The following is a 25,403-nucleotide window of genomic DNA, read 5'->3' as shown; positions in this document are numbered from 1 at the left end:
ATGCAGTTCAGCGCCGCCGGGACCGACTTCCCGGGCCTCGACACCTGGACCCCGCAGGAGGTCCAGGCGCACATCGCGTTCATGGGCGAGGTCAACAGCAAGCTCACCGCCGCCGGGGAGTGGGTCGACGGGCAGGGCCTCGGCGGCCCACAGCAGGCCCGGATCGTCCGCGCCGGTGAGGGCGGGACGCCGGTGGTCACCGAGGGGCCATTCGCCGAGACGAAGGAGTTCCTCGCCGGCTTCTGGATCGTCGACTGCGACAGCCCGCAGCGGGCGGTGGAGCTGGCCGCGTACATCTCCACCGCACCCGGCCCCGGCGGCCGGCCGCTGAACATGCCGATCGAGGTGCACCCGGTGATGTCCGCACCACCCCAGGAGCTGTGAGGGCTGACCACCGATCCCCGCATCGAGGACCTGCTGCGCGAGTTGGCGCCGCAGGTCCTCGGCGTGCTCGCCCGTCGTTTCGGTGACTTCGCCACCGCCGAGGACGCGGTGCAGGAGGCGCTGCTGGCCGCCGTCAGCCAGTGGCCGGTCGACGGGCTACCGGCAAACCCACGCGGCTGGCTGATCCAGGTCGGTTACCGCCGGATGATCGAGTTGATTCGCGGCGAGCAGGCCCGACGCCGCAGGGAGGACCTGGTCGCCCGCCGGGACCCGGACGACCGACAGCACGCACCGGCCGCGGACGAGGAGTTGACCGCCGAGCGGGACGACACCCTGGTCCTGCTGATGCTCTGCTGCCACCCGGCGCTCGCCCCGACGTCGGCCGTGGCGCTGACCCTGCGCGCCGTCGGCGGGCTGAGCACCGCCGAGATCGCCCGCGCGTTCCTGGTGCCCGAGGCGACCATGGCACAGCGGATCAGCCGGGCCAAGCACCGCATCCGCGCATCCGGGCTGCCGTTCCGGATGCCCGAGCCGGCGGAGCGGGCCGACCGGTTGACGGCCGTCCGGCAGGTGCTCTACCTGGTCTTCACCGAGGGGCACACCAGCACCGCCGGCCCGGACCTGCGCCGGATCGACCTCGCGGCGGAGGCGATCCGGCTGACCCGCGCGCTACACACGCTGCTGCCCGACGACAGCGAATCGGCCGGACTGCTGGCGTTGATGCTGCTCACCGAGGCGCGCGGCCCGGCGCGGACCGGGCCCTCTGGCGAGCTGATCACACTGGCCGATCAGGACCGCAGCCGCTGGGACGCGGCGGCGATCGCCGAGGGCGTCGCACTGGTCACCCGGGCGCTGCCGCGTGGGCCGATCGGTCCCTACCAGGTGCAGGCCGCCATCGCCGCCCTGCACGACGAGGCGCCCAGCACCGGTGAGACCGACTGGCCGCAGATCCTGGCGCTCTACGGGGTGTTGGAACGGCTCGCTGGCAGCCCGGTGATGGCTCTCAACCGAGCCGTGGCAACCGCCATGGTGTACGGCCCGACGGCCGGCCTCGCCGCCCTCGACGCACTGGCCGACGACCCCCGACTGGCGGGACACCACCGGCTACCCGCCGCCCGCGCGCACCTGCACGAAATGGCCGGTGACACTGCCCGTGCGATCGCCGACTACCGAGTCGCAGCCCAGCGGACGAGCAGCCTTCCCGAGCAGCGCTACCTCACCATGAGGGCCGCCCAACTAGGCCACCTTCCATAACCGTGCCCAGCACGGCCGATTGGACAACATCTGGACCTCCCAACGCGCGCGCACCACGCCACGCCACGCCACGCCACGCCACCCACCCACCCTCGTCGATCTAGGGCATATCGTCGTGGTTCGAGATCCACTAGCAGCGATACGCCCTAGATCGACGAGGACTGGAGCCGGACCACGCCGGCGGGCGGCGGCGGGCGGCGGCGGGCGGCGGCGGGCGGCGGCGCTAGCCTGACGAGCGACGAGTTTCCCGTTGGGCGATGAGGACTGAGTACCGCATGGCGTATGTACTGCTGGGGATTGCCATCCTTGCCGAGGTGTTGGCGACCAGTCTGCTCAAGAGCACTGCCGGGTTCAGCCGCCTCTGGCCGACGCTGGGTTGCATCGCCGGTTACCTGGTCGCGTTTCTTCTGTTGGCCCAGGCCGTCAAGGAGATCCCGGTGGGCGTCGCGTACGCCCTCTGGTCGGGCCTGGGCACCGCCACCATCGTGGCGATCGGGGCGGCGTTCCTGGGCGAGCCGGTCGGGCTGGCCAAGCTCACCGGCATCGCGTTGATCATCGCTGGGGTGGCCATCGTCAACCTGGCCGGGGAGCACTGACCAGGATGGGTTCCGGTGGCCGGGTCCATCGCGGACCCGACCACCGGTCCGGTAGTCAGCTCGCCGTGCAGCTCACCGCCGGCGTGACGTTGGTGCCGTTCCAACTGCCGATGAAGCCGAAGCTGGTGCTGGCACCGGCGGCCAGCCGTCCGTTGTAGTCCACGTTGCGCGCGGTCACCGTGTTTCCGCTGCTGGTGAGGGCCACATTCCAGGACTGGGTGACACTCTGACCGTTGGAGAGGGTCCACCCGGTGGTCCAGCCGGTGATCGCTCTGGCGCCGGCGGTCACCCGCACTTCACCCTGGAAGCCGCCCTGCCACGAGTTGACGATCGTGTACGTCGCGGTGCACCCACCAGACGGCGGGGGCGTGGTCGGTGGCGGGGTGGTGGGCGGGGGCGTCGTGGGCGGGGGCGTGGTCGGCGGGGGGATGCTGTCGAAGACGCTGGCCTGCCGGGCGGTCTGTCGGATGCCGTTGGCGCCGTTGAAGAGCCGCTGGCCCCAGGTGGTCAGGTTGGCGGGGTTGAAGGCGGTGGCGAGGTCCAGATACTCCACGCCACCGCCGTTGCCGCTCCATGACCAGCCCAGCCAGCCGATCCCGTTCGCCTGGCTGTACGCGAGGATGGTGTCCTCGTCCGGGTCCCCGTCGGAGTGGTTGAAGCCGAACTCACCGACCACGATGGGCAGCCCGGCGGCGCGGAATCGGCCCAGGTAGTCGCTGATCTCCGCCGCGGTGTCGAACACCCCGTACATGTGGATGGAGAAGACGGTGTTGCGTGCCGGGTCGGCGGCGAAGACCGACGCGGCGTTGTCGCGCATGGTGAACGACCAGTCCTGCCCCCAGTTCGGCGCGTCCACCATGATGGTGTGGGTCAGCCCGCCGGTGCGCAGGCGCTTGATCGCGTTGGCGTTGTCGGTGGCCCAGGAGGCGTAGTTCTGGTTGCCGTACGGCTCGTTGCCGATGTTGACGATGACGTATCTTTCCTGGCCGGCGAGGACGTCGGCGAGGCTGAGCCAGTAGTCGACGGCGCGGGCGAGGGTGATCGCTCCGCTCTGCTCGCCGTACCCGGTGGTGTCGTGCACCTCCAGCACGCAGATCAGCCGGTTGGCCTTGCAGAGCGAGATGACGTTGGCGACGTCGGCGTTGGTGTTGCGGGTCCACCGGTCGCCGCTGGAGAGCACCACCCGCACGGTGTTCGCGCCGAGCGCCTTGACGTCGGCGAACGAGCTGGTCTGCTGCGGGTACCAGGTGTGCGCGTGGTTGACGCCGCGCATGATGAATTCGGTGCCGTTGGCGTCGTACAACTTGCCGCCCGCGACGGAGAAACCTGCCGCGGCGTGCGCCGGCTGGCCGAACGCCAGCACGGCGACGAGCAACGCGAGCAGGGTCGCGCCGGCGGCGGAGAGTCGAGTCTTCATGGCCTTCCTCAGGGAGAACCCCCGGTGCCCGACAGGGGTGGGACGTGACAAGGGAAGGCGGCTGCAGCCCGGCAGCCGCGCCCAACTCCCGGCGCGCACGCATCAGCGTAGGACGATGGATGGGTCCTCGCAACCGGTTCAGTTGGCAGACCCGGGCTCCGGACAGCCGCAACGGCCCACGAGAACGCGGGCCGTCGCGGGGCGATCATCCCCACCACAGGATGTGCGCCACACCCGGCTCTTAACCGGTTAAGAGCGACGGTAGGCAGGTCGCCGCGATCCGTCAAGCACCACCAGTGCCGAACCGGACGGGAGGGTTGACCGCTGCCGACCTGGGTATCCCGGGAACGATCCGTCAGTGAAAGGGGATACCAGGATGGTCAGCGTCGGCTACACCCTGATGAGCGAGCAGGCCGGTCCGAAGCAACTGGTTGACCATGCGGTACGCGCCGAGGCGGCCGGCTTCGACCAGCTGGTGATGTCCGATCACTACTACCCCTGGCTGGACTCCCAGGGCCACTCCCCGTACGCCTGGTCGGTGCTCGGCGCGGTCGCCCACGCCACCTCCCGCGCGCAGCTGATGTCCTTCGTGACCTGCCCGATCCGCCGCTACCACCCGGCCGTGGTCGCGCAGAAGGCCAGCACGATCGGGGCGCTCTCGGACGGTCGGTTCACGCTCGGTCTGGGCGCCGGGGAGAACCTGAACGAGCACGTGGTCGGCGGCTGGCCGCACGTGCAGCAGCGGCACGAGATGTTCGAGGAAGCGTTGCAGATCATCCGGCCGCTGCTCAACGGGGAGACGTTGACCTTCTCCGGCAACCACTTCGACGTGCCCGACGCCTACATCTGGGACCGCCCGGAACGGCCGGTGCCGATGGCCGTCGCCGCGTCCGGTCGACAGTCCGCGACGCTGGCCGCCGAGTACGGCAACGGCATCATCTCCACCGAACCCGACCGGCGCATCATCGAGATGTACGACGACGCCGGGGGCGCCGGCCAGCCCCGCTACGGGCAGGTGGCCATCTGCTACGGCCCCGACGAGGCGGAATGCCGCAAGATCGTGCACGACCAGTTCCGCTGGTTCGGGATGGGGTGGAAGGTCAACGCCGACCTGCCCGGCCCGGAGTCCTTCGCCGCCGCCACCCAGTTCGTCCGGGAGGAGGACGTCGCCGAGGGCATCTCCTGCGGCCCCGACGTCGAGGCGCACGTCGAGGCGTTCCGCAAGTTCGTCGACGCCGGCTTCACCCACGTCGCGATCGTGCAGGTGGGTGGCGAGACCCAGCCGATGTTCCTGGACTGGGCGCAGGAGCAGCTACTACCCCGGCTGCGCGAGCTGTGAGCCGAGGTCTGCGCCGTCGGTCGCGCGGGTCGACCCGACTCACTCGCGCCGGCCGATTCGGGTTGGCGGAGCTGCGGCTCGCGATGGCCGCGCCCCGACCGACCGCCGGACTGACCAGCGAGTGGCAGCTCGTCGACGGACTACGCACCCACACCCGGCGCAGTGCGGACCCGGGGACCGGGGCGCCGCCCGTGGTGCTGGTGCACGGCCTGGCGGTCTCGCACCGTTACCTCACCCCGCTGGCCGTCGCGCTCTCCACCACCCATCCGGTGTACGTACCGGACCTGCCCGGCTTCGGGCTGACCGAACGCCCCCGGGGCGCGTACGACGTGCGCAGGCACGCCGATCACCTGGCCGCCTGGCTGTCCGCGTACCGAATGCCGCCGGTCTGTCTGCTGGGGCACTCGTTCGGCGCCGAGGTCGCCGCCTCGGTCGCCGCAACCCACCCGGATGCGGTACGCGCGCTGGTGCTGGCCGGGCCGACCAGCGACCCGGCCGCGCGGACCCGTCGCGCCCTGTTCGGCCGTTGGCTGGTGGACAACGTCCGCGAGGCACCGCTGCAGGCGCCCGTCCTGGCGCGGGACATCTGGAACGCCCGGCCGTGGCGGGTCTTCGCGACGCTGTCGCACTCGGTCCACAACGCGATCGAGGCGGACCTGGTCGAGATTGCCGCGCCGACCCTGGTCCTGACCGGCGGACGCGACCCGATCGTGCCGCCACGGTGGCGGAACGAGGCGACCCAGCTGGTGCCGGACGCCAACCTCGTGGTCGTTCCCGGTGCACCGCACAACGTGGCAACGACCGATCCGACGGTGGTGGCGGACGCGATCCGCCACCTGCTCGCCCCCCATCCCGCACTCACGGACAGGTGAACCCCATGCGCTTTGGCAACACGGAGATCCGCCCGCTCGGCGGTGGCATCGGCTGCCTCCTGATGATCCTCTTCTCGATCCTCGCCTCGGTGGTGCTCACCGTCCTCCTCAACCTGGTGCTGTGAGCCGCCCAGCCCGATCGTCAGGCCCGGCCCGGCGGCCGGTCAGCGGCGCACGCCCAGGGCGTTGAGCACCTCCCGGGAGGCCAGCCGGGCCGGGTCGAGCACCGAACGGCGGAACCAGCGGGCCGCAGGCGCAACGGTGGCCCGCCAGGCTGCCCGGACGCCATGCGCCACCGGCACGACCGTCACGGACCAGACCCACCGGACACCCCGCACCAACGGCAGCACGGTGTGCCGCCACGACCAGCTCAGCCCTCGCCCGATCGGGCGCAGCAACAGTCGGTAGAGCAGCCGCAGCACCCAACCGGCCGCCTCCCACGCAGCGAGCACCGCGGCGGCGACGAGCCGGCCGAACCCCACGACGACCCACCAGACCCCCCGAACCAGCCCGATGAGCGTGGCACTCAGCGCCCCGGCGACCACGACGACACCCCGCCACAGCAGGCGGCCGGCGGGCGTGAGCGCCGCGCCCAACCACCGCAGCGGCCGCAGGAACACGTGGTCGGCGATCCAGGCCAGCACGCGGCCCAGACCGAGGAGAGACGGACGCAGCACCTTGCGGGCCAACCGGACCAGTGGCTCCCAGAGCAGCCTCCGAGCCGACCGCCCCACCGTCGACGCCAACGCGACCAGCGCGGCACCAAGCCAGACCAGTGGGAGCCAGACGAGGGTGCGGGCCGCCCAGGTCAACGGGAGCCAGAGCAGGTTGCGGGCGCACCAGACCAGCGGGAACCAGACCAGCCGGTGCAGGGCCCAGGCCAACGGGATCAGCAGCCAACGGCGCAGGAACCGGCCAACCGGGCTGAGCAGCCACCGGTGCAGCAGCCGGCCGGCAGCCGCGATCAACTCCCAGAGCAGGCGTACCGGCAGCACCACGACCAGCGCCACACCTCGCGCGACGGCCGCGACGAGCGGGAGCGCGACGGCGGCGGGCTCCACAGTGTTCGTGGCCGGCGGGCCGATGGGCGGACGCGCCACCGTTGGCGCGGCCGGAGGCCCGGGCAGAGAGCGGACGGTGGGACGCTCGGTCACGGTGGGCACGGTAACCGTCCCGCGCCACGTCTCGGGGTGCCGGTCGCACCCGGCGACAACGCCAGGCGTTGAGTGGGAGCCCTTCCTTCAGGGAAGGTCGACGGTGGCGAGCAGCGGATAGTGGTCGGAGGCTGTGTCCGCCGTTCCGCCCCGGATCACCCGGCAGTCGCGGACCCGCTCCGCCAACGCGCGGGTGCCGAGCAGGTAGTCCAGCCGCATCCCGGCGAACTCGGCCCCGCCGAGCCGGGTGGGCACGGTGAGTCCGTCGGCCTCCGGTGCTCTGACGTTGACCGACGGCCAGAGGTCGACCAGGCCGGCGCCGAGCAACCGGGCGATCGCGCGGGTGTCCACGGCGTCGCCGCCCCGGCGCAGGTGTCGTCGCCGGTAGAGGGCCGGCATGCCCGCCAACTGTGCGGTGTGGTCGACGGTCGGGTCGAGCGAGTTGAGGTCACCGGTGACCAGCGTGAGCGGTCCCTCGGCGCGTCGCGTCGCGGCGACCAGCCAGTCGACCTCCAGTCGCCGCCGTCCCCCGGAGTACGGGTAGAGGTGGGTGCCGAGCACCGTGAACGGGCCTGCCGGGGTGGCCACCACGACGCGGGCGGCGGCGTGGTGGAACGGGCGGCGCAGCGTCCCCGCGTCGATCACCCGGTACGGCGGCCGGACCAGCACCGCCACCGGCTGCCCGAAGCAGGACCGGGCCAGGTGGGGAGTCATCCCCACCCGACCCGCCACCTCGGCCATGAGCCCACCTCGGTCGAAGCCGCGTAGCTCCTGGAGGGCCAGCACGTCCGGCGCCTGCTCGTTGACGACCTGGACCACCTGATCCAGCCGGTCAGGGCCGCCGCGATCCCGACCGCCGGTACGGATGTTCCAGGTCATCACCCGCAGCACAGCGCGCTCAGTCGGCTCGGCCGGCCCGCGCCAGCTCATCGTCGAGGGTGTCCACGTCCTCCGACTCGATGGCCGGCTGGTTGCCTTCCTTCAGGTCGGCGTTCGGGCGGATGACGAGGTAGAGCAGCCCGATCCAGAGCGCGGAGAGCAGGATCGCGCCCATGAAGTCGGTCGGGTGGTGCATCCCCCGGTACATGCGGGAGGTGGCCACCCCGACCGGCATGATCACGGCCAGCGCCACGAAGATCCAACGCCACCACCGGTCGGTACGCGGAAACACGATGACGGTGATCGCCAGCCACACGCAGATCGTGGCCGCGATGTGCCCCGACGGGAACGACGAGGTGGGCATCTGCCCGTCGAGATTCTCCACCGCCGGGCGTGGCCGGTCGACGGCCCGGGCCGAGGCGAGGAAGAGGGTCAGCTCACCCACCATCGCCAGCGCCACGAAGAGCACCGGCCGCCAGCGCCGCCACACCGCCAGCACCAGCGGGCAGAACACCAGCGAGATGATCAGGATCGCGTGGGTGTCACCGAACTTGCTCCACCACCAGCTCACCTCGGTCAGCGCCTCGGTGTGCCGCTCGGCGAACCAGCGCGGCACCTCGGTGTCGAGGGTGTCGAAGAAGGTGCCCTTGGCGTGGTAGCTGACGTACGTGCCGAAGCCGTACAGCGCCCCGAACACGAGCACCCAGCCGACCAGCAGCTCGGCCACCGCCGAGCGAGGGTGGGCCAACACGTGCTCCTCCGCCGGGGCGGGAGCGATGTCGTGCCCGGCCTCCGGCTCCAGGCCCTCGGTCAGCGGCGGCACCGGGCGCCCCCGCTCGCGCCGCCACAGGCGGAAGGCGTACGCGGTGATGCCCAGCCAGGCGGCGCCGAGCAGCCAGCCGGCCAGCACGTCCGAGACGTAGTGCACGCCCAGCGCGATCCGGGTCAGGCCGATCAGCGCCACCAGCACGCCGACGCCGACGATCGCCGGCTTGCGCCAGCGGGGCGCCATCGCCGGCAGGAACACCAGCAGCAGAGCCCCGTACGCGACGAACGAGCCGAGTGCGTGCCCGCTCGGGAAGCTGTTGCCCGGGGCGCTGGCGATCGGCACGTCCACGACCGGGCGGAGCCGGCCGACCAGCGTCTTCAGTGACGGGTCGAGGATCAGGCCGCCGACCCCGGTGATGATCAGGTAGACGGCGAGTCGTGGCTGGCGCCGGATCAGCAGCCCGACCACGGCGATGGTGACCAACCAGATGAGGATCGGCCGGCCGCCCAGGTCGGTCACCGCCTCAAGGACGGTGACGAGTGCATGGTGCGGGGCGACGAGCCCGTTGAACCACTCGGCGGCGGCGTGGTCGGCGTCCTCCAGGAGGCCCCACCGCACCCGGACGAGCAGCAACAGCAGCCCGAACGCCACCCCCGCGCCGGTGACGGCCACCAGACCAGCGACGCTCCGCTCGGCGAAATGACCGATCGGACGCCGTGCCACCTCTTTGACCGCGGTCACCCCGCACCTCCCTTGTCTGTCTGGCGAGGCGTTTTACCCGATCCGCGCGGCGCATACACCAAGGGGCGCCTAGAGCGCCGTCATGTCCCCGGTGTCGAGTAGCTCGGCGCGGTCGGTGTCGGGCTTCCAGAGGTCCGGTTGGGCGGGCTCCCGCACGCCGATGCGCACCGCCTCCAGCTGGGCGGCGAACGACAGCCCACCGAAGAGCGCCATCCCGGTCAGGTTGGCCCAGAGCAGCAGCGCCATCATGCCGGTCAACGCGCCGTAGGTCTGCCCAAAATCGTCGCTGAAGCGCACGTAGGCGGCGAGCAGCAGACTGGCCAGCCACCACAGGGCCGTGGCGATGCCGGCGCCGAAGAACAGCCAGGAGAGGCCGGGCTGGTTGCGGCGTGGCGCGTGCCGGAACAGCACGGCGACGGCGACGACGGTCAGCCCGAGGCTCAGCGGGAAGCGGACCACGTCCCAGATCCCGTTGGCGAGCGCACCCCACTCGTTGTGCTCGCGTACCGAGGCGCCGATCGCGCCGCCGCCGACCAGGATCAGGAAGCCGGCGAGCGCGGGCAGGCCGGCGGTGACGGCCAGCACGGCCGCGCGGAGATATTTCCGCAGCGCGGGGCGGTCCCGCTCGACACCGTAGATGCGGTTGGCGCCCCGCTCGATCTGGGCCATCGTGGTGGTCAGCGCGAACAGACCGGTGAGCAGGCCGAGGGTGAGTGCCAACTCCCCGGCGTCCTCGACGCGTTCGCCCTCGCCGAGCAACTCGCCGACCATCTGCGCGCTCTGCCCGGGGGTGACCGCCAGGACGGTGTCGGCGACCACCTGGCCGCCCTCCTCGACGCCCAGCTCGCTGATCAGGCCGGTGAGGGCGATCAGGAACGGCACCACTGCGAGGCAGAGTTGCAGCCCGAAGGCGCGGGAGTGGCTGAACCCGTCGCCGTAGCGAAAGCGGATGAAGGCGTCGCGCAACAGGTGCCAGCCGCCCTGACGGCGCAGTGTGTGCCAGGCGTCGTCGGCGGACAGCTCCTCGTCGGCCATCAGCCGGGTCTCTGGCACGATGCGGGTGCTACTCACGGCGCGCTTCCTCGATCAGCTGCTCGCCCCGCTCTCCGGCGCTTCGCGCATCGTCGGCCAGGTCGCGGGCGTCCTCGGGCTGAGGGACGCAGAGCCAGAGCGCCTGAGGGCGGACTTCCGCCTCCAGCTGGCGGCCCGGGGAGATGAGGTCGCCGTCCAGCTCCCGGGGTTGAGCTCGGTTGCTGGTGACCACCACGCGTCGGCCCCGGAACACCTCCAACTGTGGCACCTGGCCGCTGCGGCGGAGCACGGCCCAGCCGAGCGCGAGCCAGTGCCGCAGGTTGCGTGGGGTGAGCACGGCGACGTCGAGCCAGCCGTCGTCCGGTTCGGCCTCGGTGAGCAGGTGCACGCCGCCCTGGAGGCGGCCGACGTTGGCGATCAGGACCGAGCGGGCTCGGCGGCGCACCGGCGGGCGGTCGTCGATGCGGATCTGCACCCGCATCGGCCGGTCCCGCAGGTGGCGGGCGGCGCCCATCACGTACGCCGGCCAGCCGATGCGGGCCTTGGTGGTCTCGGAGGTGGCCTCGAGCATCTGGGCGTCGAAGCCCATGCCGGCCATCACGGTGAAGTACTGGTCCTCGACGGCGCCGACGTCGAGCAGCCGTCGGCCCCGTTCGATGGCGACCTGCAGACCGGCGGCCAGGTCGGTGGAGAGCCCCAGGTTGGCGGCGAGCAGGTTGCCGGTGCCCTGCGGCAGCACGGCGAGGGCCACGTCGGTGCCGACCAGCCCGCTGACGCAGGACATCACGGTGCCGTCGCCGCCGCAGGCGAAGACCAGGTCCACGCCGGCCTTGACGGCCTGCTCGGTCTGACCGCGGCCCGGGTCGTCGACGGTCGTCTCATACCACTGCGGCTCGGGCCAGCCGGCGACGCTGAGGGCGTCGTTGACCGTGCGGCGCAGCTCGTCGAGATCGTCGACCTTCACCGGGTTGACCACCACGGCGGAGCGCAGCCCGCCGTCGCCGCCCGCGGGCCGCCTGTCGTGTCCAGCATCCACGGCGCCAGTGTGCAGCACTCGGACGGCTTCAGCGACCCGGCGAGCGGCCAGCGTCGGAAGTGCCACAGACAGGTTTCAACACGGTCGCACCCGTCAGGCCGCCGCGCGTAGCGCGGTCTCCACCCGCCGGCGCAGGTCGTCGAGGTCGACCCCGGACTCGGTGAGCACCAACGCGCCCAGCCCGTGCCCCTCTCGGAGCACCCCGAGCAGGATGTGCTCGGTGCCGATGTGGCGGTGGCGCAGGCGCAGGGCCTCGCGCAGCGACAGTTCCAGCGCCTTCTTGGACCGGGGTGAGAACGGCCCGCCGAGGTACCGCCTACGCCCCCAGCGGCGGCGCGGTGCCGGCACGGCCTCGCGCAGCGCGTCTGGGCCGAAGGACTGCTCGATGCGGGCCACGATCGCGGCCAGGTCGATGCCGATCTCCCGCAGGGCCGCCGCGTCCGCGTCGCCGAGACCGGCGCCGCCGCTGGTGGTGTGCCGCCGGACCCGCTCGCGCAGGTCGTCGGCGCGCACCCCGACGTCGCTGAGCACCCGGCTGGCCAGACCGGCGTCGTCGGCGAGCAGGGCGAGCAGCAGGTGCTCGGTGCCGACCGGCCGTTGGCCCTCAACCCGCGCCTCCTCCAGCGCCCGTCGCACCACGTCGCGCGCCCGGTCGGTGAACCGTTCGAACATCACGCCTCCCAGGATGAGTTGACCGCCGGTCGCCCGGCGTGCTTCTTGTGCACCGCCTGCCGGCTGACCTCGAGCGCGTCGGCGATGTCCTGCCAGGACCAGCCCTGTCGACGGGCGTTGTCGACCTGGACCACCTCAAGTCGCTCGAGCAGCCGGCGCAGCGCGCGGACGGCGCGCAGCCCGACCCGGGGGTCGGTGCTGCCGGCTGCCGCCGCGAGTTCTGTCGCCTGACTCATGCCGTCAACATACGTTGACAGGGCCAGTCCTGTCAACGTCAGTTGACGAGCGGTGGGGCGCCGCCCGAACCGGCCCGCCACCACGCCCATCGGACTACCCTCGGTCAGGGACAGCTTGGTCGTGCCGGGCGCGACGCCCGGGAGGTGATATCGGATGGCGGCATCCGCCGACGCGGAGGTGCTGGTCGGCCTCGGGTCGGATCTCGACTTTCCGGTCGTCGAACAGGCCGCGCAGGAGGCCGCCGGGAACGACCGGCCACTGCACCTGCTGCACACCTTCGACTGGCACGCGGCCTTCGCCGCGGACACCGTCGCCGCACCCCGCGACCGGGCCGAACAACTGATCACCCAGGCGGCCCAACTCGCCCACCAGACCGAGCCAGGGCTCACCGTACGCGGCGAGATCGTCGAGAGCGCCCTGCTGCCCACCCTCATCCGCCGGTCCGAGGCGGCCTTCCTGCTCGCCGTCGGCGACAGCGGAATGGCCGGCAGTGGGCAGTGCGTGCCGGCCGAGACGCCGGCCGTGCAGCTGGCCGCGCGGTCCGGCTGCCCTCTGCTGGTGGTCCGCCGCGAGCCGCCGCCACAGGGCCCGGTGCTGGTCGGGGTGGACGGCTCGCCCAGCTCACACCTCGCTCTGCAGTGGGCCGTGCAGTGCGCCGCCCGCAGGGACGCCCGACTGCTGGCACTGCGGGTGGTGGAGTTCGACGAGGACACCGACGCGGTCACCGAGCAGCTCAGCGAGGCGCTGGCCCAGCACACCAGCCGCAACAGCGCGGTGCCCACCGAATGCCGCGTCGTCCGCGGCGATCCCGGTCAGGTGCTCGTCGACATGTCCCGCTCAGCGCAGGTGGCACTGGTCGCCGCCCGCGGCGACGAGCCAGGCCGAGCCATGCTGGGTGCCGTCGCCCAGTCCCTGCTCTACCACTCCCCAGCCCCGGTGGTCGTCGTCCGCGGCCTGGCCGAGATGCCGCTGACCGGGCCCGACACCCGCCCGGCGCGGAACCGACGGACCTGACCCGGAGCGGAGCGGAACCGGGTTCCCGGCGGCCTTCACGCACCGCCGATCCGACCCCGCCAGCGCACCGACGCGACTACCCTCGGTCAGGAAGACGTGGCGGCGCGGGGAGGTGGGGCCGGATGGACACACCCCCGGGGGCGCTGGTCGTGACCGCGCTTGGTTCGTCGGACGCGAGCCTCGCTGCTCGATCACTCCCCGGCCTCGTCCATCGTCGTTCGCGGACTGGCCTCCATCGCGCCGAACGGGGCATGCATTCCTCACCAGTGGGGACCAACGGCCCTGATCCATCCTCCCGAAGGCGACGAAGCTGGACGTGGCCGGGAAAGCCCGGGACACCGGATGCGACGTCCCCGATTTCGCGAGAGGCTTACGCAGCATGGACCCCGCTGTTGACCTGCACAGTCCCCTGACCGAAGACGAGCTGCGTCGGCTGGACGCCTACTGGCGCGCCGCGAACTACCTCACCGTCGGGCAGATCTACCTGCTGGGCAACCCGCTGCTGCGGGAGCCGCTGACCGTCGACGACATCAAGCCGCGGCTGCTCGGTCACTGGGGCACCAGTCCCGGGCTCAACCTGATCTACGCGCACCTCAACCGGGTGATCGTGGCGCGCGACCTCAACGCCATGCTGGTCACCGGCCCCGGGCACGGAGGCCCGGCCATCGTGGCCAACACCTGGCTGGAGGGCACCTGGTCGGAGCGTTACCACGACGTGGCGCGCGACGAGGCCGGGATGTCCAAGCTGTTCCGGCAGTTCTCGTTCCCGGGCGGCATCCCCAGCCATGTCGCGGCGGACGTGCCGGGTTCGATCCACGAGGGCGGCGAGCTGGGGTACGCCCTGAGCCACGCCTACGGGGCCGCGTTCGACAACCCGGACCTCGTGGTGGCCTGCGTGATCGGCGACGGCGAGGCGGAGACCGGGCCGCTGGCCGGCAGTTGGCTCTCCAACGTGTTCCTCAACCCGGCCCGCGACGGCGTGGTGCTGCCCATCCTGCACCTCAACGGCTACAAGATCGCCAACCCGACCGTGCTGGCCCGGATCCCCGAGACCGACCTGCTCGACCTCATGCGCGGATCGGGCTACCAGCCGTACGTGGTGGCCGGCGACGACCCCGCCCAGGTACATCGGACCCTCGCCGCGACGATGGACCGCGCGTTGGACGAGATCGCCGAGATCCAGCGGCGAGCCCGCTCCGGGGGTGTCGTCGAGCGTCCCCGCTGGCCGATGATCATCCTGCGGACGCCGAAGGGCTGGACCGGCCCGCGCGAGGTCGACGGCACCCAGGTCGAGGGCACCTACCGCGCCCACCAGGTGCCCTTGTCGGGGGTACGCGACAACCCGGCGCACCTGGCCGAGCTGGAGCAGTGGCTGCGTAGCTACGGGCCGGAGGAGCTGTTCGACGCCACCGGCGCACCGGTGGACGAGTTGCGGACGCTTCCGCCGCACGGCGACCGGCGGATGAGCGCCAACCCGGTCACCAACGGCGGCCTGGTGCTGCGCGACCTGGACCTGCCCGACTTCCGCGACTACGCCGTGGAGGTCCCCGAACCGGGCACGCCGATGGCCGGCGCGACCGGGGTGCTCGGCCCATGGATCCGCGACGTCATCAGCGCCAACCCGCAGACGTTCCGACTGTTCGGCCCCGACGAGGTCGCCTCCAACCGGCTGGGCGCCGCCTTCGAGGTGACCGACCGGGCGTGGGTGGCCGCCACGGTGCCCGACGACGACCACCTCTCCCCCGACGGCCGGGTGATGGAGGTGCTCTCCGAGCACCTGTGTCAGGGCTGGCTGGAGGGCTATCTCCTGACCGGCCGGCACGGCGTGTTCACCAGCTACGAGGCGTTCATCCACATCGTCGACTCGATGCTCAACCAGCACGCCAAGTGGCTGAAGGTGACCCGGGCCATCCCCTGGCGTCAGCCACTCGCCTCGCTGAACTACCTGCTCTCCAGCCACGTCTGGCGCCAGGACCACAACGGCTTCTCCCACCAGGACCCGGGCTTCATCGACCACGTGGTCAACAAGAAGGCCGAGGTGGTGCGGGTCTACCTGCCACCGGACGCCAACACCCTGCTCGCCACGATGGACCACTGCCTGCGCAGCCGGCACTACATCAACGTGGTGGTGGCCGGCAAGCAGCCCTCACCGAACTGGCTGACCATGACCGAGGCGATCCAGCACACCCGGCGTGGCCTGGGGATCTGGGAGTGGGCCAGCAACGACGGCGGCAGCGAGCCGGACGTGGTGCTCGCCTGCTGCGGGGACGTGCCCACCCTGGAGACGCTGGCCGCCGCCGAACTGCTGCGCCAGCACCTGCCGGAGCTGAAGGTCCGGTTGGTCAACGTGGTCGACCTGATGCGGCTCCAGCCGGACACCGAACACCCGCACGGCCTGCCGGACAAGGAGTTCGACACCATCTTCACCCCGGACCGGCCGATCATCTTCGCGTACCACGGCTACCCGTGGCTGATCCACCGCCTCACCTACCGACGTACCAACCACGAGAACCTGCACGTGCGCGGCTACAAGGAGGAGGGGACCACCACCACCCCGTTCGACATGGTGATGCTCAACGACCTGGACCGCTTCCACCTGGTCATCGACGTCATCGACCGGGTGCCCGGGCTGGGCGCGCGCGCCGCGCACCTGCGTCAGCAGATGGTCGACGCCCGACAGGCGGCCCGCGACTACACCCGCGAGTACGGCGAGGACGACCCCCAGGTCGCCGAGTGGCGCTGGGTCCGCGAAACCGACCCCACCAATCCCTGAGGAGGACAACGTGCGCGATGCGGAGATCCTGGTCGGCTACGACGGCTCCACCGACGCGTCCGTGGCCTTGGACTGGGCGCTGGAGGAAGCTCGGCACAGCGGCCAACCCGTGCGGCTGGCGTACGTCTTCGAATGGCTGACCGTGGCCGGCTGGGTCGGCCCGGGCGTGGCGCCCGGGGTCTGGCCGGACGACACCGCCCGCCGGCAGGTCGAGGACCTGGTCCGCAAGGCCGCGACGGACGCCACCGCCGCGCACCCCGGGCTGACAATCACCGGCCAGGTGTACGACGGGCCGCCAGCCCTGGTGTTGCAGGAACGCTCGGCCGAGGCCGGGGTGCTGGTGCTCGGCAGCCGGGGCCACGGCGGATTCGGTGGCCTGCTGGCCGGGTCGACGGCGGTATCGGTCGCCGCGCACGCACACTGCCCGGTCGTGGTGGTCCGCGACGGGGCCGGCCGCGCCCCGGCCGACGCGTCGGCCGGCCCGGTGGCGGTCGGCGTTGACGGCTCGGAACCGTCGCTGGTAGCGCTCGGCTTCGCGGCCGAACGGGCAGCGCAGCGGCAGGTGCCGCTACGCGTCCTGCACGCGTGGACACCGGGCCCCAACGCCGAGGCCGGGGTGCCCGATGAACGGGCTGCGGTGGAGCAGGCGCTGGAACCGTGGCGGCGGACGTTCGCCGAGCTGACCATCGCCGTCGACCTGGTCCCGACCAGCCCGGCGGCGATGCTGATCGAAGCGAGCCGCGACGCGCGGCTGGTGGTGGTCGGCAGCCGGGGCCGGGGCGGGCTGGCCGGGATGCTGCTCGGCTCGGTCAGCCAGCAGCTGATCCAGCACGCCCACTGCCCGGTCGCAGTGGTCCGGGAACGCTGACGTCCGCTGGCCGGGGGCGCCGTACCAGCGGGTACGGCCCCCCGGGCCAGGGGTCACCGCCGCGCGGGTGCCGAGTCGGACGGGTCGAGGGAGAAGAACTCCTCCTCTTCCTGAGCCAGGTGCAGGCGGAGCACGGCGTCCAACCCGTAGAGGGTGGCCAGCAGGTCGGGGATCTGGTCCGGGCGTAGCCGACCATCCTCGGTCTGCGCGAGCTGGGCACCGAGCAGGTCGACCTGGCGGCGGATTTCCACGTGCGCCCGACTCATCGTCGAGGTCGCTTCACCGCTGCCCAGCGGGGACGCCAGCGCGGGGTAGAGCTCCCGCTCCTCGGCGGCCTCGTGCGGCAACACCTGGTCGGTCAACCGGCGGTGCGTCTCCCGTACCGCCGGCAGGCACCTCGGCGAGGCCGGATCGGTGGCGACGAGGTCGGCGGTGTCGCGCAGCCCGGCCAGAACGTCGCGTACCGCCTGGTGCTCCCCGGCGGAGCGGGCGAGCAGCTCCCGGGTGCGCGGTGGGACGTCACGACGGCGCAACCCACCGCCGAGTGCCCGCAACGCGTTGAGGATGACCAGCACGTCGATGCCCTCCTGCAGGAACGCGCCAGCGACCGGGGGCAGCCGCCCGGCCGCCGCCGCGAACATCGCCAGCACCGCCAGCCCCATCCCGACGGTGGCGCTCTGCACGGCGATGCGCCGGGCGTACCGGGCGATCTCCACCGCGTCGGCGAGCCGGTCCAGCCGGTCCACCGTGAGCACCGCGTCGGCCACGTCCGCCGACGCGCTCGCGCCCGTCGCGCCCATCGCCACGCCCACGTGCGCCTGAGCCAGTGCCGGTGCGTCGTTCACCCCGTCGCCGACCATCACGGTGACCGCCCGGTCGGCTTCGGCCCGTACCCGGTTCACCTTCTCCTGCGGCGTGCAGCGGGCGAGTACGTCGTCCACGCCGACCGCCTCGGCGACCTGAGCGGCGGTGGCCGGCCGGTCACCGGTGACCATCACGATGCGCCGCAGCCCCGCCGCGCGCAGCCGGCGTACGGTTCGGCGGGCGTCGGGGCGCACCGGGTCCTCCAGCAGGATCGCGCCGAGCGGGCCGTCGTCGTCGCTGACCCACACCGTGGACCAGCCCGCCAGCTCGGTGCGGGCCCGCGTCCGGTCCGCCCAGTCGGGCAACTCGCCGGTGAACTGGCCGACCTGGATCAGTCGCCCGTCGACCCGACCGCTGACCCCCCGGCCCGGCTCCTCGGTGACCCCGGTCGGCTCGGTCAGCGCCAGCCCTCGCTCGCGGGCCTGCCGGACCAGCGCGGTGGCCAGCACGTGTGGGGAGAGCTGCTCGACCGAGGCGGCCAGCCGCAGCACCTCGTCCCGGTCTCCGCCCGGGGCGACCACCGTCTCGGCGGCGCGGGGGCGCCCGGCGGTGAGCGTGCCGGTCTTGTCCACCAGCAGGGTACGGGCGCGCCCGAGCAGCTCCAGCGCACCACCGTCGCGGACCAGCACACCCCGCCTTGCCACCCGGGACAGCCCGGACACGATCGCGATCGGGGTGGCCAGCAGCAGCGGGCAGGGGGTGGCCACCACCAGCACCGACACCGCCCGGACCACGTCGCCGGAGAGCAGCCACGCCAACCCGGCCAGAACCAGCGTGAACGGCACGAACGCGGCGGCGTACCGGTCCGCCAACCGGACCATCGGGGCCTTGTGGGCGGTGGCCTCCTCGGCCAGCCGGACGATTCCGGCGTAGGTGCTCTGCGCCGCGCTCTTCGTCGCCCGCATGCCGAACCCGGCTCCGGCGTTGACCACGCCGCTGGCCACCGCCTCACCGGCCGTCCGCTGGACCAGCCGCGACTCCCCGGTCACCACCGACTCGTCCAGGGTGGCCGCGTCGTCGACGGTCCCGTCGACCGGCACGACGTCCCCCGGGCCAACCAGTAACCGGTCCTCCACCGCCACCTGGTCCAGCGGCACCACCTCGATCGCGCCGTCAGGCCCACGCCGACGCGCGGTACGCGGAGCGCGCTCCAGCAGGGCCCGCAGGTCGCGGGTGGCCCGGCGCTGCGCGTACGCCTCCAAGGACCGTCCGGTCGCCACCATCACCGCGATCACCGCCCCGGCCAGGTACTCCCCGACCCCGAGCGCGCCGGCCAGGGCGAGCACGGCGATCACGTCCACGCCGAAGTGCCGGTGCCAGAACGCCCGCAACATCGACCAGACGGCGGGCAGCAGCGCGACCACCGTGACGGCCGCCCAGATCAGGTCGGCCGCGCCGGCCCGGCCGGCGATCCGCAGCACCGCACCCGCCAGCACCGCGGCGGTGAGACCGACCAGCGGCGCCCACGCCCACCAGCGGCGGGTACGGCGGCGGGCCGGCTGCTCCGGCACACACTCGGTCGACTCCGCCCTCACCTGCGCATCGTCGCAGCACTGGGCCGCCACCGGCCGGACACGAGGCATTTCGCCAGCCAAGCGGCAACCATCTGCGGCGGACCGCACGATGCCCGGAAGGGCGGCGGGTCGGGGCGGTGGGCGTAACGACCCGGCGGGGTCGGGACCTGCGACCCCTGCGCGACGGCACCGGATGCCACAGGATGGGGCGGCAACCCGGTGCAGCACCGCGTCGTGAGGCACGATGAGCAGAGACGGAAAGGTCGTGACCATGAGTCAGGAAAGTCAGCTGACCACCGCGCTGGCGGAGGCCGCCGCCACCGCCGGCCACGCCCCCTCGGTGCACAACACCCAGCCGTGGCGTTGGCGGGTGCTGCCCGACGCGCTGGAGCTGCGCTCGGTCGCCGACCGGCAGCTCGCCGCCACCGACCCGGAGGGCCGGCTGCTCGCGATCAGTTGCGGCACCGCCCTGCACCACGCCCGACTGGCGCTGGCGGCCGAGGGGTGGCGCGCCGTGGTGGAGCGGCTGCCCGACCCGGGCGACACCGAGCTGCTGGCCCGGCTGACCGACCTGACCCACACCACGGCCGACCCGGACGCCATGCGCATGGTGCAGTGCATGCAGATCCGGCACACCGACCGGCGGCCGGTCAGCGACGAGCCGGTGCCGACCACCGCGATCGAGGAGATCACCCGGGCGGTCACCGCCGAGGGTTGTCGGTTGCAGATCCTCGACCGCGACGAGATGTTGGAGCTGGCCGCCACCGCCGGGCACGCCGACACGGTCGAGGCCGAGGATCCGGAGCTGCGCGCCGAGCTGGCGTACTGGACCAGCCGGGCCGGTGAGGGCACCGGCCTGCCCGCCGAGGTGCTGCCCGAGCAGCCTGCGCAGACCACCGTGCCGGGCCGCGACTTCGGCCGCCCCGGCAGCCTCCCGGTGGGTCCCGGCCACGACCGCATGGCGGTGTACGCGATGCTGCACGGCGACGAGGACGAGCGGGACAGCTGGCTGCGCGCCGGCGAGGCGCTCTCCGCCGGTTGGCTGACCGCCACTCGGCTTGGCGTGTCCGTGGTGCCGCTCAGCGCGGTGGTGGAGGTGCCGGGCACCCGGCAGACCTTGCGTCAGATGCTCTCCGGGATCGGCTTCCCGTACATTGCGTTGCGGTTGGGCATCGCGGACCCGACGCATGCGGGTCCGCCGCACACCCCGCGGCTGGCCACGGCGCAGGTGGTCGACACGTCGGCGGTCCGCGGCGAGCAGGGATGACGGTTCTGGCTCAGAAGGTCACCGGCGCTACCATCGCCCGGTGACCAGCAACGCGCCGCAACCCCCTCGGGAATCGCCAGCGACCCCGTCGCTCGGGCTGAGCCCCCTGTCGCGGGTGCGCCTCGACGAGCTGCTGCAGGAGATGCTGGTCCGGGTCGGCGAGGTGGTCACCAGCCGGGAGCGGCTGCGCGCCCTGCTCGACGCGGTGGTCGGCATCGGCACCAACCTGGATCTGCGCACCACCCTGCAGCGCATCGTGCAGGCGGCCTGCGAGCTGGTCGGCGCCCGGTACGGCGCGCTGGGCGTGGTCGGCCCGGACCGGCTGCTGCACGACTTCATCGTGCACGGCATCACCGGAGAGCAGCACGAGCAGATCGGCGACCTGCCGCACGGGCGGGGCGTGCTCGGCCTGCTCATCGACGACCCACGGCCGCTGCGGATGCCGGACATCACCCAGCACCCGCTCTCCTACGGCTTCCCAGCCAACCACCCGCCCATGCACAGTTTCCTGGGCGTGCCGGTGCTCATCCGGGAGCAGGTGTTCGGCAACCTCTACCTGGCCGAGAAGCAGGGCGGCGCGCAGTTCACCGATGACGACGAGGAGATCGTCGTCGCGCTCGCCGCCGCCGCCGGCGTGGCCATCGAGAACGCCCGCCTGTACGCCCTGGCGCACCGACGGGAACGCTGGCTCGCCGCCACCGCCGAGATCACCACGGTGCTGCTCGGCGAGGTACGCCGTACCGACGCGTTGGCGTTGGTCGCCCGCCGCGCCCGGGAGGTGTCGGAGGCCGAGCTGGCGCTGGTGCTGCTCTACGACACCGAGGACGAGCAGTTCACCGTCGAGGTGGCCGACGGCGCCGACGAGCAGGCCCGGGCGTTGGTCGGCGCGGTCCTGCCCGCCGCCGACACCAGCTTCGGCGCGGCGGTAGCCGAGGGCCGGCACGACCAGGTCGACGATCTGGCGCACGCCGCGCCATGGCCGTCGCTGCTGCACACCGGCCCGGCGATGATCTCGCCACTCGGCACCGCCGAGACCCTGCACGGCGTGCTGATCGTGGCACACCGGCCGGAGCGCGGCGGTGCTGCCAGCGAGGAGGATGTGGCACTGCTGGGCAGCTTCGCCGGGCAGGCGGCGCTGGCCATGGAACGGGCGCGCGGCCAGGAGGAACGGGAGTTGCTGGTGGTCCTGGAGGACCGCGAGCGCATCGCCCGCGACCTGCACGACGTGGTGATTCAGCGGCTCTTCGCCACCGGCCTGCAACTGCAGAGCGCCGCACCGATGGTGACCCGCCCGGAGGTGGCCAAGCGGATCAACGCGGCCGTCGACGACCTGGACGCCACCATCCGCGACATCCGCCGGACCATCTTCGAGCTGCGTACGCCGATGACCGCCGCGCTGCGCACCGAGATCCGTGAGGCGATCGAGGTGGCCGCGGAGTCACTGGGCTTCAAGCCGCACCTGGAGGTGACCGGCCCGGTGGACAGCGCCGTCCCGGACACCATCCGCCCGGACCTCACCGCCGTGCTGCGCGAGGCGCTGTCGAACGTGGTCCGCCACGCGCAGTGCACCCGCGTCGACGTCGCCGTACGCCTCGACGCCGGCTGTGTGAGCGTGACGGTCACCGACGACGGGGTGGGCTGCGACCCGGCCGCCGCCCGGGGTGGTCTGGTCAACCTGCGCGAACGCGCCGACCGCCTCGGCGGCACCTTCACGATCAGCCCCGTCGAGGCGCACGGCACCGAGCTGCGCTGGGCCGTGCCGCTGCGCGACTGACCGCTCGGGTCAGGGGGTCTTGCCGAGCAGGCGGGTGGCCAGGACGGCGGCCTGCGTGCGGCGCTCCAGACCCAGCTTGGCCAACACGCTGGAGACGTAGTTCTTCACCGTCTTCTCCGCCAGGAACATCCGCCCGGCGATCTCCCGGTTGGTCAGCCCCTCCGCCACGTACTCCAGGATCCGCCGTTCCTGCTCGGTGAGCGACTTCAGCTCGCGGGGCTGCTCGACGCCGTTGCGGATACGTTCCAGCACCCGGGCGGTGATCGCCGGGTCGAGCAGGGACTGCCCGGCCGCCACCCGGCGCACCGCGTCGACCAGGTCGGTGCCACGGATCTGCTTGAGCACGTACCCGGCGGCACCCGCCATGATCGCCGCGAACAGTGCCTCGTCGTCCTCGTACGACGTGAGGATCAGGCCCTTGATGGACGAGTCGACGGCGCGGACGTCGCGGCACACGTCGATGCCGTTGCCGTCGGGCAGCCGTGCGTCGAGGATCGCCACGTCGGGCCGCAACGCCGGGATGCGGCGGGCCGCCTCCTGCGCGGAGCCGGACTCGCCGACCACCTCGATGTCGCCGCTGCTCTGCAACAGGTCGGCCAGGCCACGGCGGACGACTTCGTGGTCGTCGAGGAGGAACACGCGGATCATCCTTCGTTTCTACCCGGTTCCCGTGCCCCGCCGCACGGGCCAAAGGTCCCGACCCAAAACCCCTCCCCGACGTCGGTCCACCCTGCCCCCTTCCGCGATCTTGCACTTGCTGCCTCGGCCTAGGGGACATTCCACGCATCTCGGCGACCGAAACTGCAAGATCGGCGCGTTGTTCAGGGGGCGGTCGGGCCCGGCGGGTCGGGACGTCCGGCCCTGCTCGGCGGCCGCCCGTCGGACCGACCATGAAGGTTCACCGGACGGAGTGGCACCACCCCGCCGCCGGGCACCGGGAGAGGAGCACCGCCATGGACATCGGGTACACCGCGGCCCACCTGCGGGCCGCCGCCGTGGACGCCATCCGGGCACCGTCGTTGCACAACACCCAACCGTGGCGGCTGCGGCTGCGCGACGGCGGCATCGAGGTGCTGGCCGACCCGACCCGCCGGCTGCCGGCGACCGACCCGAGCGGGTGGGGTGTCCGGATCGCCTGCGGCGCCGCGTTGTTCAACCTGCGGGTGGCACTGGCCGTGGCCGGTGTCCCGGCCCAGGTGCGGCTGCGCCCCGACCCCGCCGAGCCGGACCTGCTGGCCCGGCTGGTGCCGGACATCCCGCGCCGACCCTCCCCCGCCGAGCAGAGCCTGTACGCGGCCATCCCCCGCCGGTTCAGCAACCGCATGCCGTTCTGGCCGGACCCGGTGCCGGCCGACGCCCGGTGGCGTCTCGGCGAGGCGGCCCGCGCCGAGCAGTGCTGGTTGGAGCTGCTGATCGGGGTGAGCGCGGTTGCCGCGTTCGGTGAGATCGCCCGCAGCGCCCATCGGGTGCTGGAGCGGGACCCCGCGTACCGGACCGAGCGCGAGCAGTGGCTGCGCCGGGAGCCCGCGCCGGACGGCGTGCCCACCTCGGCCGGGGGCCGCAGAGCGAGCCGCAGGATGTGCTGCCGACGCGTGGCTTCGGCGGGCTGGACCGGGCCCCGGGCCGGGACTTCGAGCCGGAGCCCCTGGTGGGTGTGCTGGGCTCGGTCGGCAACACCGCCGTGGACCAGGTGATTGCCGGGCAGGCCCTGCAGCGGCTGCTGCTCACCGCCACCGACGCCGGGCTCAGCGTGTCGATGCTCTCCCAGCCGATCGAGGTGCCCACTGCCCGCGAGCAGCTGCGACTGTCGCTGGGACGGTTCGGCACGCCGCAGATGGTGCTGCGGATCGGGTACGGCCAGCCGGGCCGACCGACCCCCCGCCGCCGCGTCGAGGAGGTGCTGGACCTGCCGGTGGTGCCGGCCTGAACTCAGACGGCGGGCGCGGTCAGCCGGCGAGCACGGCGGCCTCTCGGGCCGGGTCCAGCCCGATCGAGCTGCGCTGCGGTCGCCCCGCGCGGGGCGGGACCGGACCGACCTCGCGTAGCCACCGCCAGGTGTCGTCAACTGTCTCTGCCACCGGCCGGCAGGTCAGCCCGGCGGCGAAGGCGCGGGTCACGTCCCGCTCCAGCAACCCCCGGTACGGGTGACCGATCGGCAGCCAGATCGGCAGGTCGCTCCAGGGCTCCACACCGGCGGCGAGGATCGGCGCCGGATCGGTCCAGCGCAGCCGGGCCTCGGCTCCGGTGGCAGCCACACACGCGCCGAGCAGCTCGCCCATCGTGGTCTGCCCGGGACGACCGATCGCGTTGAAGGTGCCGCCCAGCCGTCGGGCGCCCGCGTCCAGCATCCACCCCGCCAGGTCGCGTACGTCGATGTACTGCACCGGCAGGTCGGCTGGCCCGGGGGCGAGCACGTCGCCGCCCCGCTCCACCCTCCGTAGCCACCAGGGCAGCCGGCCGATGTCCTCCCCCGGGCCAAGGATCAGTCCGGCACGGGCGACCAGCGCGCGGCGACCGAAGACCTCCCGCACGGCGCGCTCGGCACCGGACTTGAGCTGCGGGTAGTCGCCGTCGACGGAGTCCGGGTCGGCGTCCACCACCGGGGAGTCCTCGTTCAGCCCGAGTGCGGCCGGGTCGCTGTAGACCGAACCGCTCGACACGTACACGTAGTGCCCGACCGCGTCGGTGAGGGTGCGGGCGGCGTCCCGGGCAGCGCGCGGCGCACCGTCCCAGGTGTCCACCACCACATCCCACTCGCCGCCCGCCAGGGCCGCCAGGCCGTCCGACGCGGTGCGGTCACCCCGCAACCGGTGTACGCCGGGAGGCACCGTGCCGTGCAACCCGCGGTTGAACACCGTCACCGACCAGCCGCGACGCACAGCCTCGGTGACCGTCGCACCGCCCACGAAACCCGTACCGCCCAGCACCAGCAGTCTCATGCGCTCCA

The 25,403-nt window shown here is 72.6% G+C and carries 21 protein-coding genes and 1 pseudogene; 11 read left to right on the top strand and 11 right to left on the bottom strand.

Features of this window, described 5'->3' with window-relative positions:
• From PCA76_RS08630 to PCA76_RS08620, 3 genes are all read left to right on the top strand, one after another.
• Complete coding sequence (locus PCA76_RS08630) at positions 1-384, top strand: YciI family protein (protein ID WP_272616529.1); 384 nt, start codon at positions 1-3, stop codon at positions 382-384.
• 3 nt (positions 385-387) lie between these two features.
• Entirely contained in the window at positions 388-1,638 is a 1,251-nt protein-coding gene (locus tag PCA76_RS08625; RefSeq protein ID WP_272619260.1) for an RNA polymerase sigma factor, read from the top strand.
• A 275-nt stretch (positions 1,639-1,913) separates the two neighbouring features.
• Complete coding sequence (locus tag PCA76_RS08620) at positions 1,914-2,234, top strand: DMT family transporter (protein ID WP_272616528.1); 321 nt, start codon at positions 1,914-1,916, stop codon at positions 2,232-2,234.
• A gap of 55 nt (positions 2,235-2,289) precedes the next feature.
• On the opposite strand, the gene PCA76_RS08615 is transcribed toward PCA76_RS08620, so the two are convergent.
• A complete protein-coding gene (locus PCA76_RS08615) occupies positions 2,290-3,651 on the bottom strand; it encodes a cellulase family glycosylhydrolase (protein WP_272616527.1) in 1,362 nt (453 codons plus the stop codon).
• A 376-nt stretch (positions 3,652-4,027) separates the two neighbouring features.
• Between PCA76_RS08615 and PCA76_RS08610 the strand changes: the two genes are divergently transcribed.
• Together PCA76_RS08610 and PCA76_RS08605 are read left to right on the top strand one after the other, a co-directional pair.
• The gene (locus PCA76_RS08610; RefSeq protein WP_272616526.1) at positions 4,028-4,990 is read left to right on the top strand and encodes a TIGR03557 family F420-dependent LLM class oxidoreductase; all 963 of its coding nucleotides are present in this window, start codon (positions 4,028-4,030) and stop codon (positions 4,988-4,990) included.
• Positions 4,991-5,073: 83 nt separating this feature from the next.
• On the top strand, positions 5,074-5,862 hold the full coding sequence (locus PCA76_RS08605; RefSeq protein WP_272616525.1) for an alpha/beta fold hydrolase: 789 nt from the start codon (positions 5,074-5,076) through the stop codon (positions 5,860-5,862).
• 164 nt (positions 5,863-6,026) lie between these two features.
• Here PCA76_RS08605 and PCA76_RS08600 read toward each other — a convergent pair whose 3' ends face one another.
• The 7 genes from PCA76_RS08600 to PCA76_RS08570 all read right to left on the bottom strand — a co-directional run bounded on the left by PCA76_RS08600 (position 6,027) and on the right by PCA76_RS08570 (position 12,381).
• Positions 6,027-7,016, bottom strand: a complete 990-nt coding sequence (locus PCA76_RS08600) for a hypothetical protein (protein ID WP_272616524.1) — start codon at positions 7,014-7,016, stop codon at positions 6,027-6,029.
• A gap of 87 nt (positions 7,017-7,103) precedes the next feature.
• Entirely contained in the window at positions 7,104-7,907 is an 804-nt protein-coding gene (locus PCA76_RS08595; RefSeq protein ID WP_272619258.1) for an endonuclease/exonuclease/phosphatase family protein, read from the bottom strand.
• A 7-nt stretch (positions 7,908-7,914) separates the two neighbouring features.
• Positions 7,915-9,405: a phosphatase PAP2 family protein gene (locus PCA76_RS08590; protein ID WP_272616523.1), complete on the bottom strand. Its 1,491-nt coding sequence runs from the start codon at positions 9,403-9,405 to the stop codon at positions 7,915-7,917.
• Between the two features lie 69 nt (positions 9,406-9,474).
• A complete protein-coding gene (locus tag PCA76_RS08585; RefSeq protein WP_272616522.1) occupies positions 9,475-10,476 on the bottom strand; it encodes a YihY/virulence factor BrkB family protein in 1,002 nt (333 codons plus the stop codon).
• A complete protein-coding gene (locus PCA76_RS08580) occupies positions 10,469-11,473 on the bottom strand; it encodes a diacylglycerol/lipid kinase family protein (RefSeq protein WP_272616521.1) in 1,005 nt (334 codons plus the stop codon). The genes PCA76_RS08585 and PCA76_RS08580 overlap by 8 nt, the downstream gene beginning before the upstream one ends.
• Before the next feature lie 93 nt (positions 11,474-11,566).
• Positions 11,567-12,145, bottom strand: coding sequence for a Clp protease N-terminal domain-containing protein (locus tag PCA76_RS08575; protein WP_272616520.1), 579 nt, complete (start codon positions 12,143-12,145; stop codon positions 11,567-11,569).
• Entirely contained in the window at positions 12,145-12,381 is a 237-nt protein-coding gene (locus tag PCA76_RS08570) for a helix-turn-helix domain-containing protein (protein WP_272616519.1), read from the bottom strand. Before PCA76_RS08570 ends, PCA76_RS08575 begins: the two co-directional genes overlap by 1 nt.
• A gap of 154 nt (positions 12,382-12,535) precedes the next feature.
• Here PCA76_RS08570 and PCA76_RS08565 point away from each other — a divergent pair, with 154 nt between their 5' ends.
• The 3 genes from PCA76_RS08565 (at position 12,536) to PCA76_RS08555 (ending at position 17,037) form a co-directional block, all read left to right on the top strand.
• The gene (locus PCA76_RS08565) at positions 12,536-13,396 is read left to right on the top strand and encodes a universal stress protein (protein WP_272616518.1); all 861 of its coding nucleotides are present in this window, start codon (positions 12,536-12,538) and stop codon (positions 13,394-13,396) included.
• Between the two features lie 379 nt (positions 13,397-13,775).
• Positions 13,776-16,169: a phosphoketolase family protein gene (locus PCA76_RS08560; RefSeq protein ID WP_272616517.1), complete on the top strand. Its 2,394-nt coding sequence runs from the start codon at positions 13,776-13,778 to the stop codon at positions 16,167-16,169.
• Positions 16,170-16,179: 10 nt separating this feature from the next.
• Positions 16,180-17,037 carry a universal stress protein gene (locus PCA76_RS08555; RefSeq protein ID WP_272616516.1) on the top strand — a complete coding sequence of 286 codons (858 nt, stop codon included), beginning with the start codon at positions 16,180-16,182 and terminating at the stop codon, positions 17,035-17,037.
• Positions 17,038-17,090: 53 nt separating this feature from the next.
• Here PCA76_RS08555 and PCA76_RS08545 read toward each other — a convergent pair whose 3' ends face one another.
• A complete protein-coding gene (locus PCA76_RS08545; protein WP_336298053.1) occupies positions 17,091-19,436 on the bottom strand; it encodes a heavy metal translocating P-type ATPase in 2,346 nt (781 codons plus the stop codon).
• 250 nt (positions 19,437-19,686) lie between these two features.
• On the opposite strand from PCA76_RS08545, the gene PCA76_RS08540 reads away from it, so the two are divergent.
• Both PCA76_RS08540 and PCA76_RS08535 read left to right on the top strand, forming a co-directional pair.
• The gene (locus PCA76_RS08540) at positions 19,687-20,682 is read left to right on the top strand and encodes an Acg family FMN-binding oxidoreductase (protein WP_272616515.1); all 996 of its coding nucleotides are present in this window, start codon (positions 19,687-19,689) and stop codon (positions 20,680-20,682) included.
• A gap of 97 nt (positions 20,683-20,779) precedes the next feature.
• Complete coding sequence (locus PCA76_RS08535; protein ID WP_272619255.1) at positions 20,780-22,456, top strand: sensor histidine kinase; 1,677 nt, start codon at positions 20,780-20,782, stop codon at positions 22,454-22,456.
• A 9-nt stretch (positions 22,457-22,465) separates the two neighbouring features.
• Here the strand turns inward: PCA76_RS08535 and PCA76_RS08530 are convergent, their stop codons facing one another.
• Positions 22,466-23,104, bottom strand: a complete 639-nt coding sequence (locus PCA76_RS08530; RefSeq protein ID WP_272616514.1) for a response regulator — start codon at positions 23,102-23,104, stop codon at positions 22,466-22,468.
• 305 nt (positions 23,105-23,409) lie between these two features.
• Here PCA76_RS08530 and PCA76_RS08525 point away from each other — a divergent pair.
• A pseudogene (locus PCA76_RS08525) lies at positions 23,410-24,383 on the top strand (Acg family FMN-binding oxidoreductase).
• Positions 24,384-24,402: 19 nt separating this feature from the next.
• On the opposite strand, the gene PCA76_RS08520 reads toward PCA76_RS08525, so the two are convergent.
• Positions 24,403-25,395 carry an NAD-dependent epimerase/dehydratase family protein gene (locus PCA76_RS08520; RefSeq protein WP_272616513.1) on the bottom strand — a complete coding sequence of 331 codons (993 nt, stop codon included), beginning with the start codon at positions 25,393-25,395 and terminating at the stop codon, positions 24,403-24,405.
• Positions 25,396-25,403: the final 8 nt, after the last annotated feature.

It is taken from the genome of Micromonospora sp. LH3U1 (assembly GCF_028475105.1).
Classification (GTDB): Bacteria; Actinomycetota; Actinomycetes; order Mycobacteriales; family Micromonosporaceae; genus Micromonospora.
Note: the sequence above shows the minus strand (reverse complement) of the source record. Positions and strands in the feature narration are given on the sequence as shown.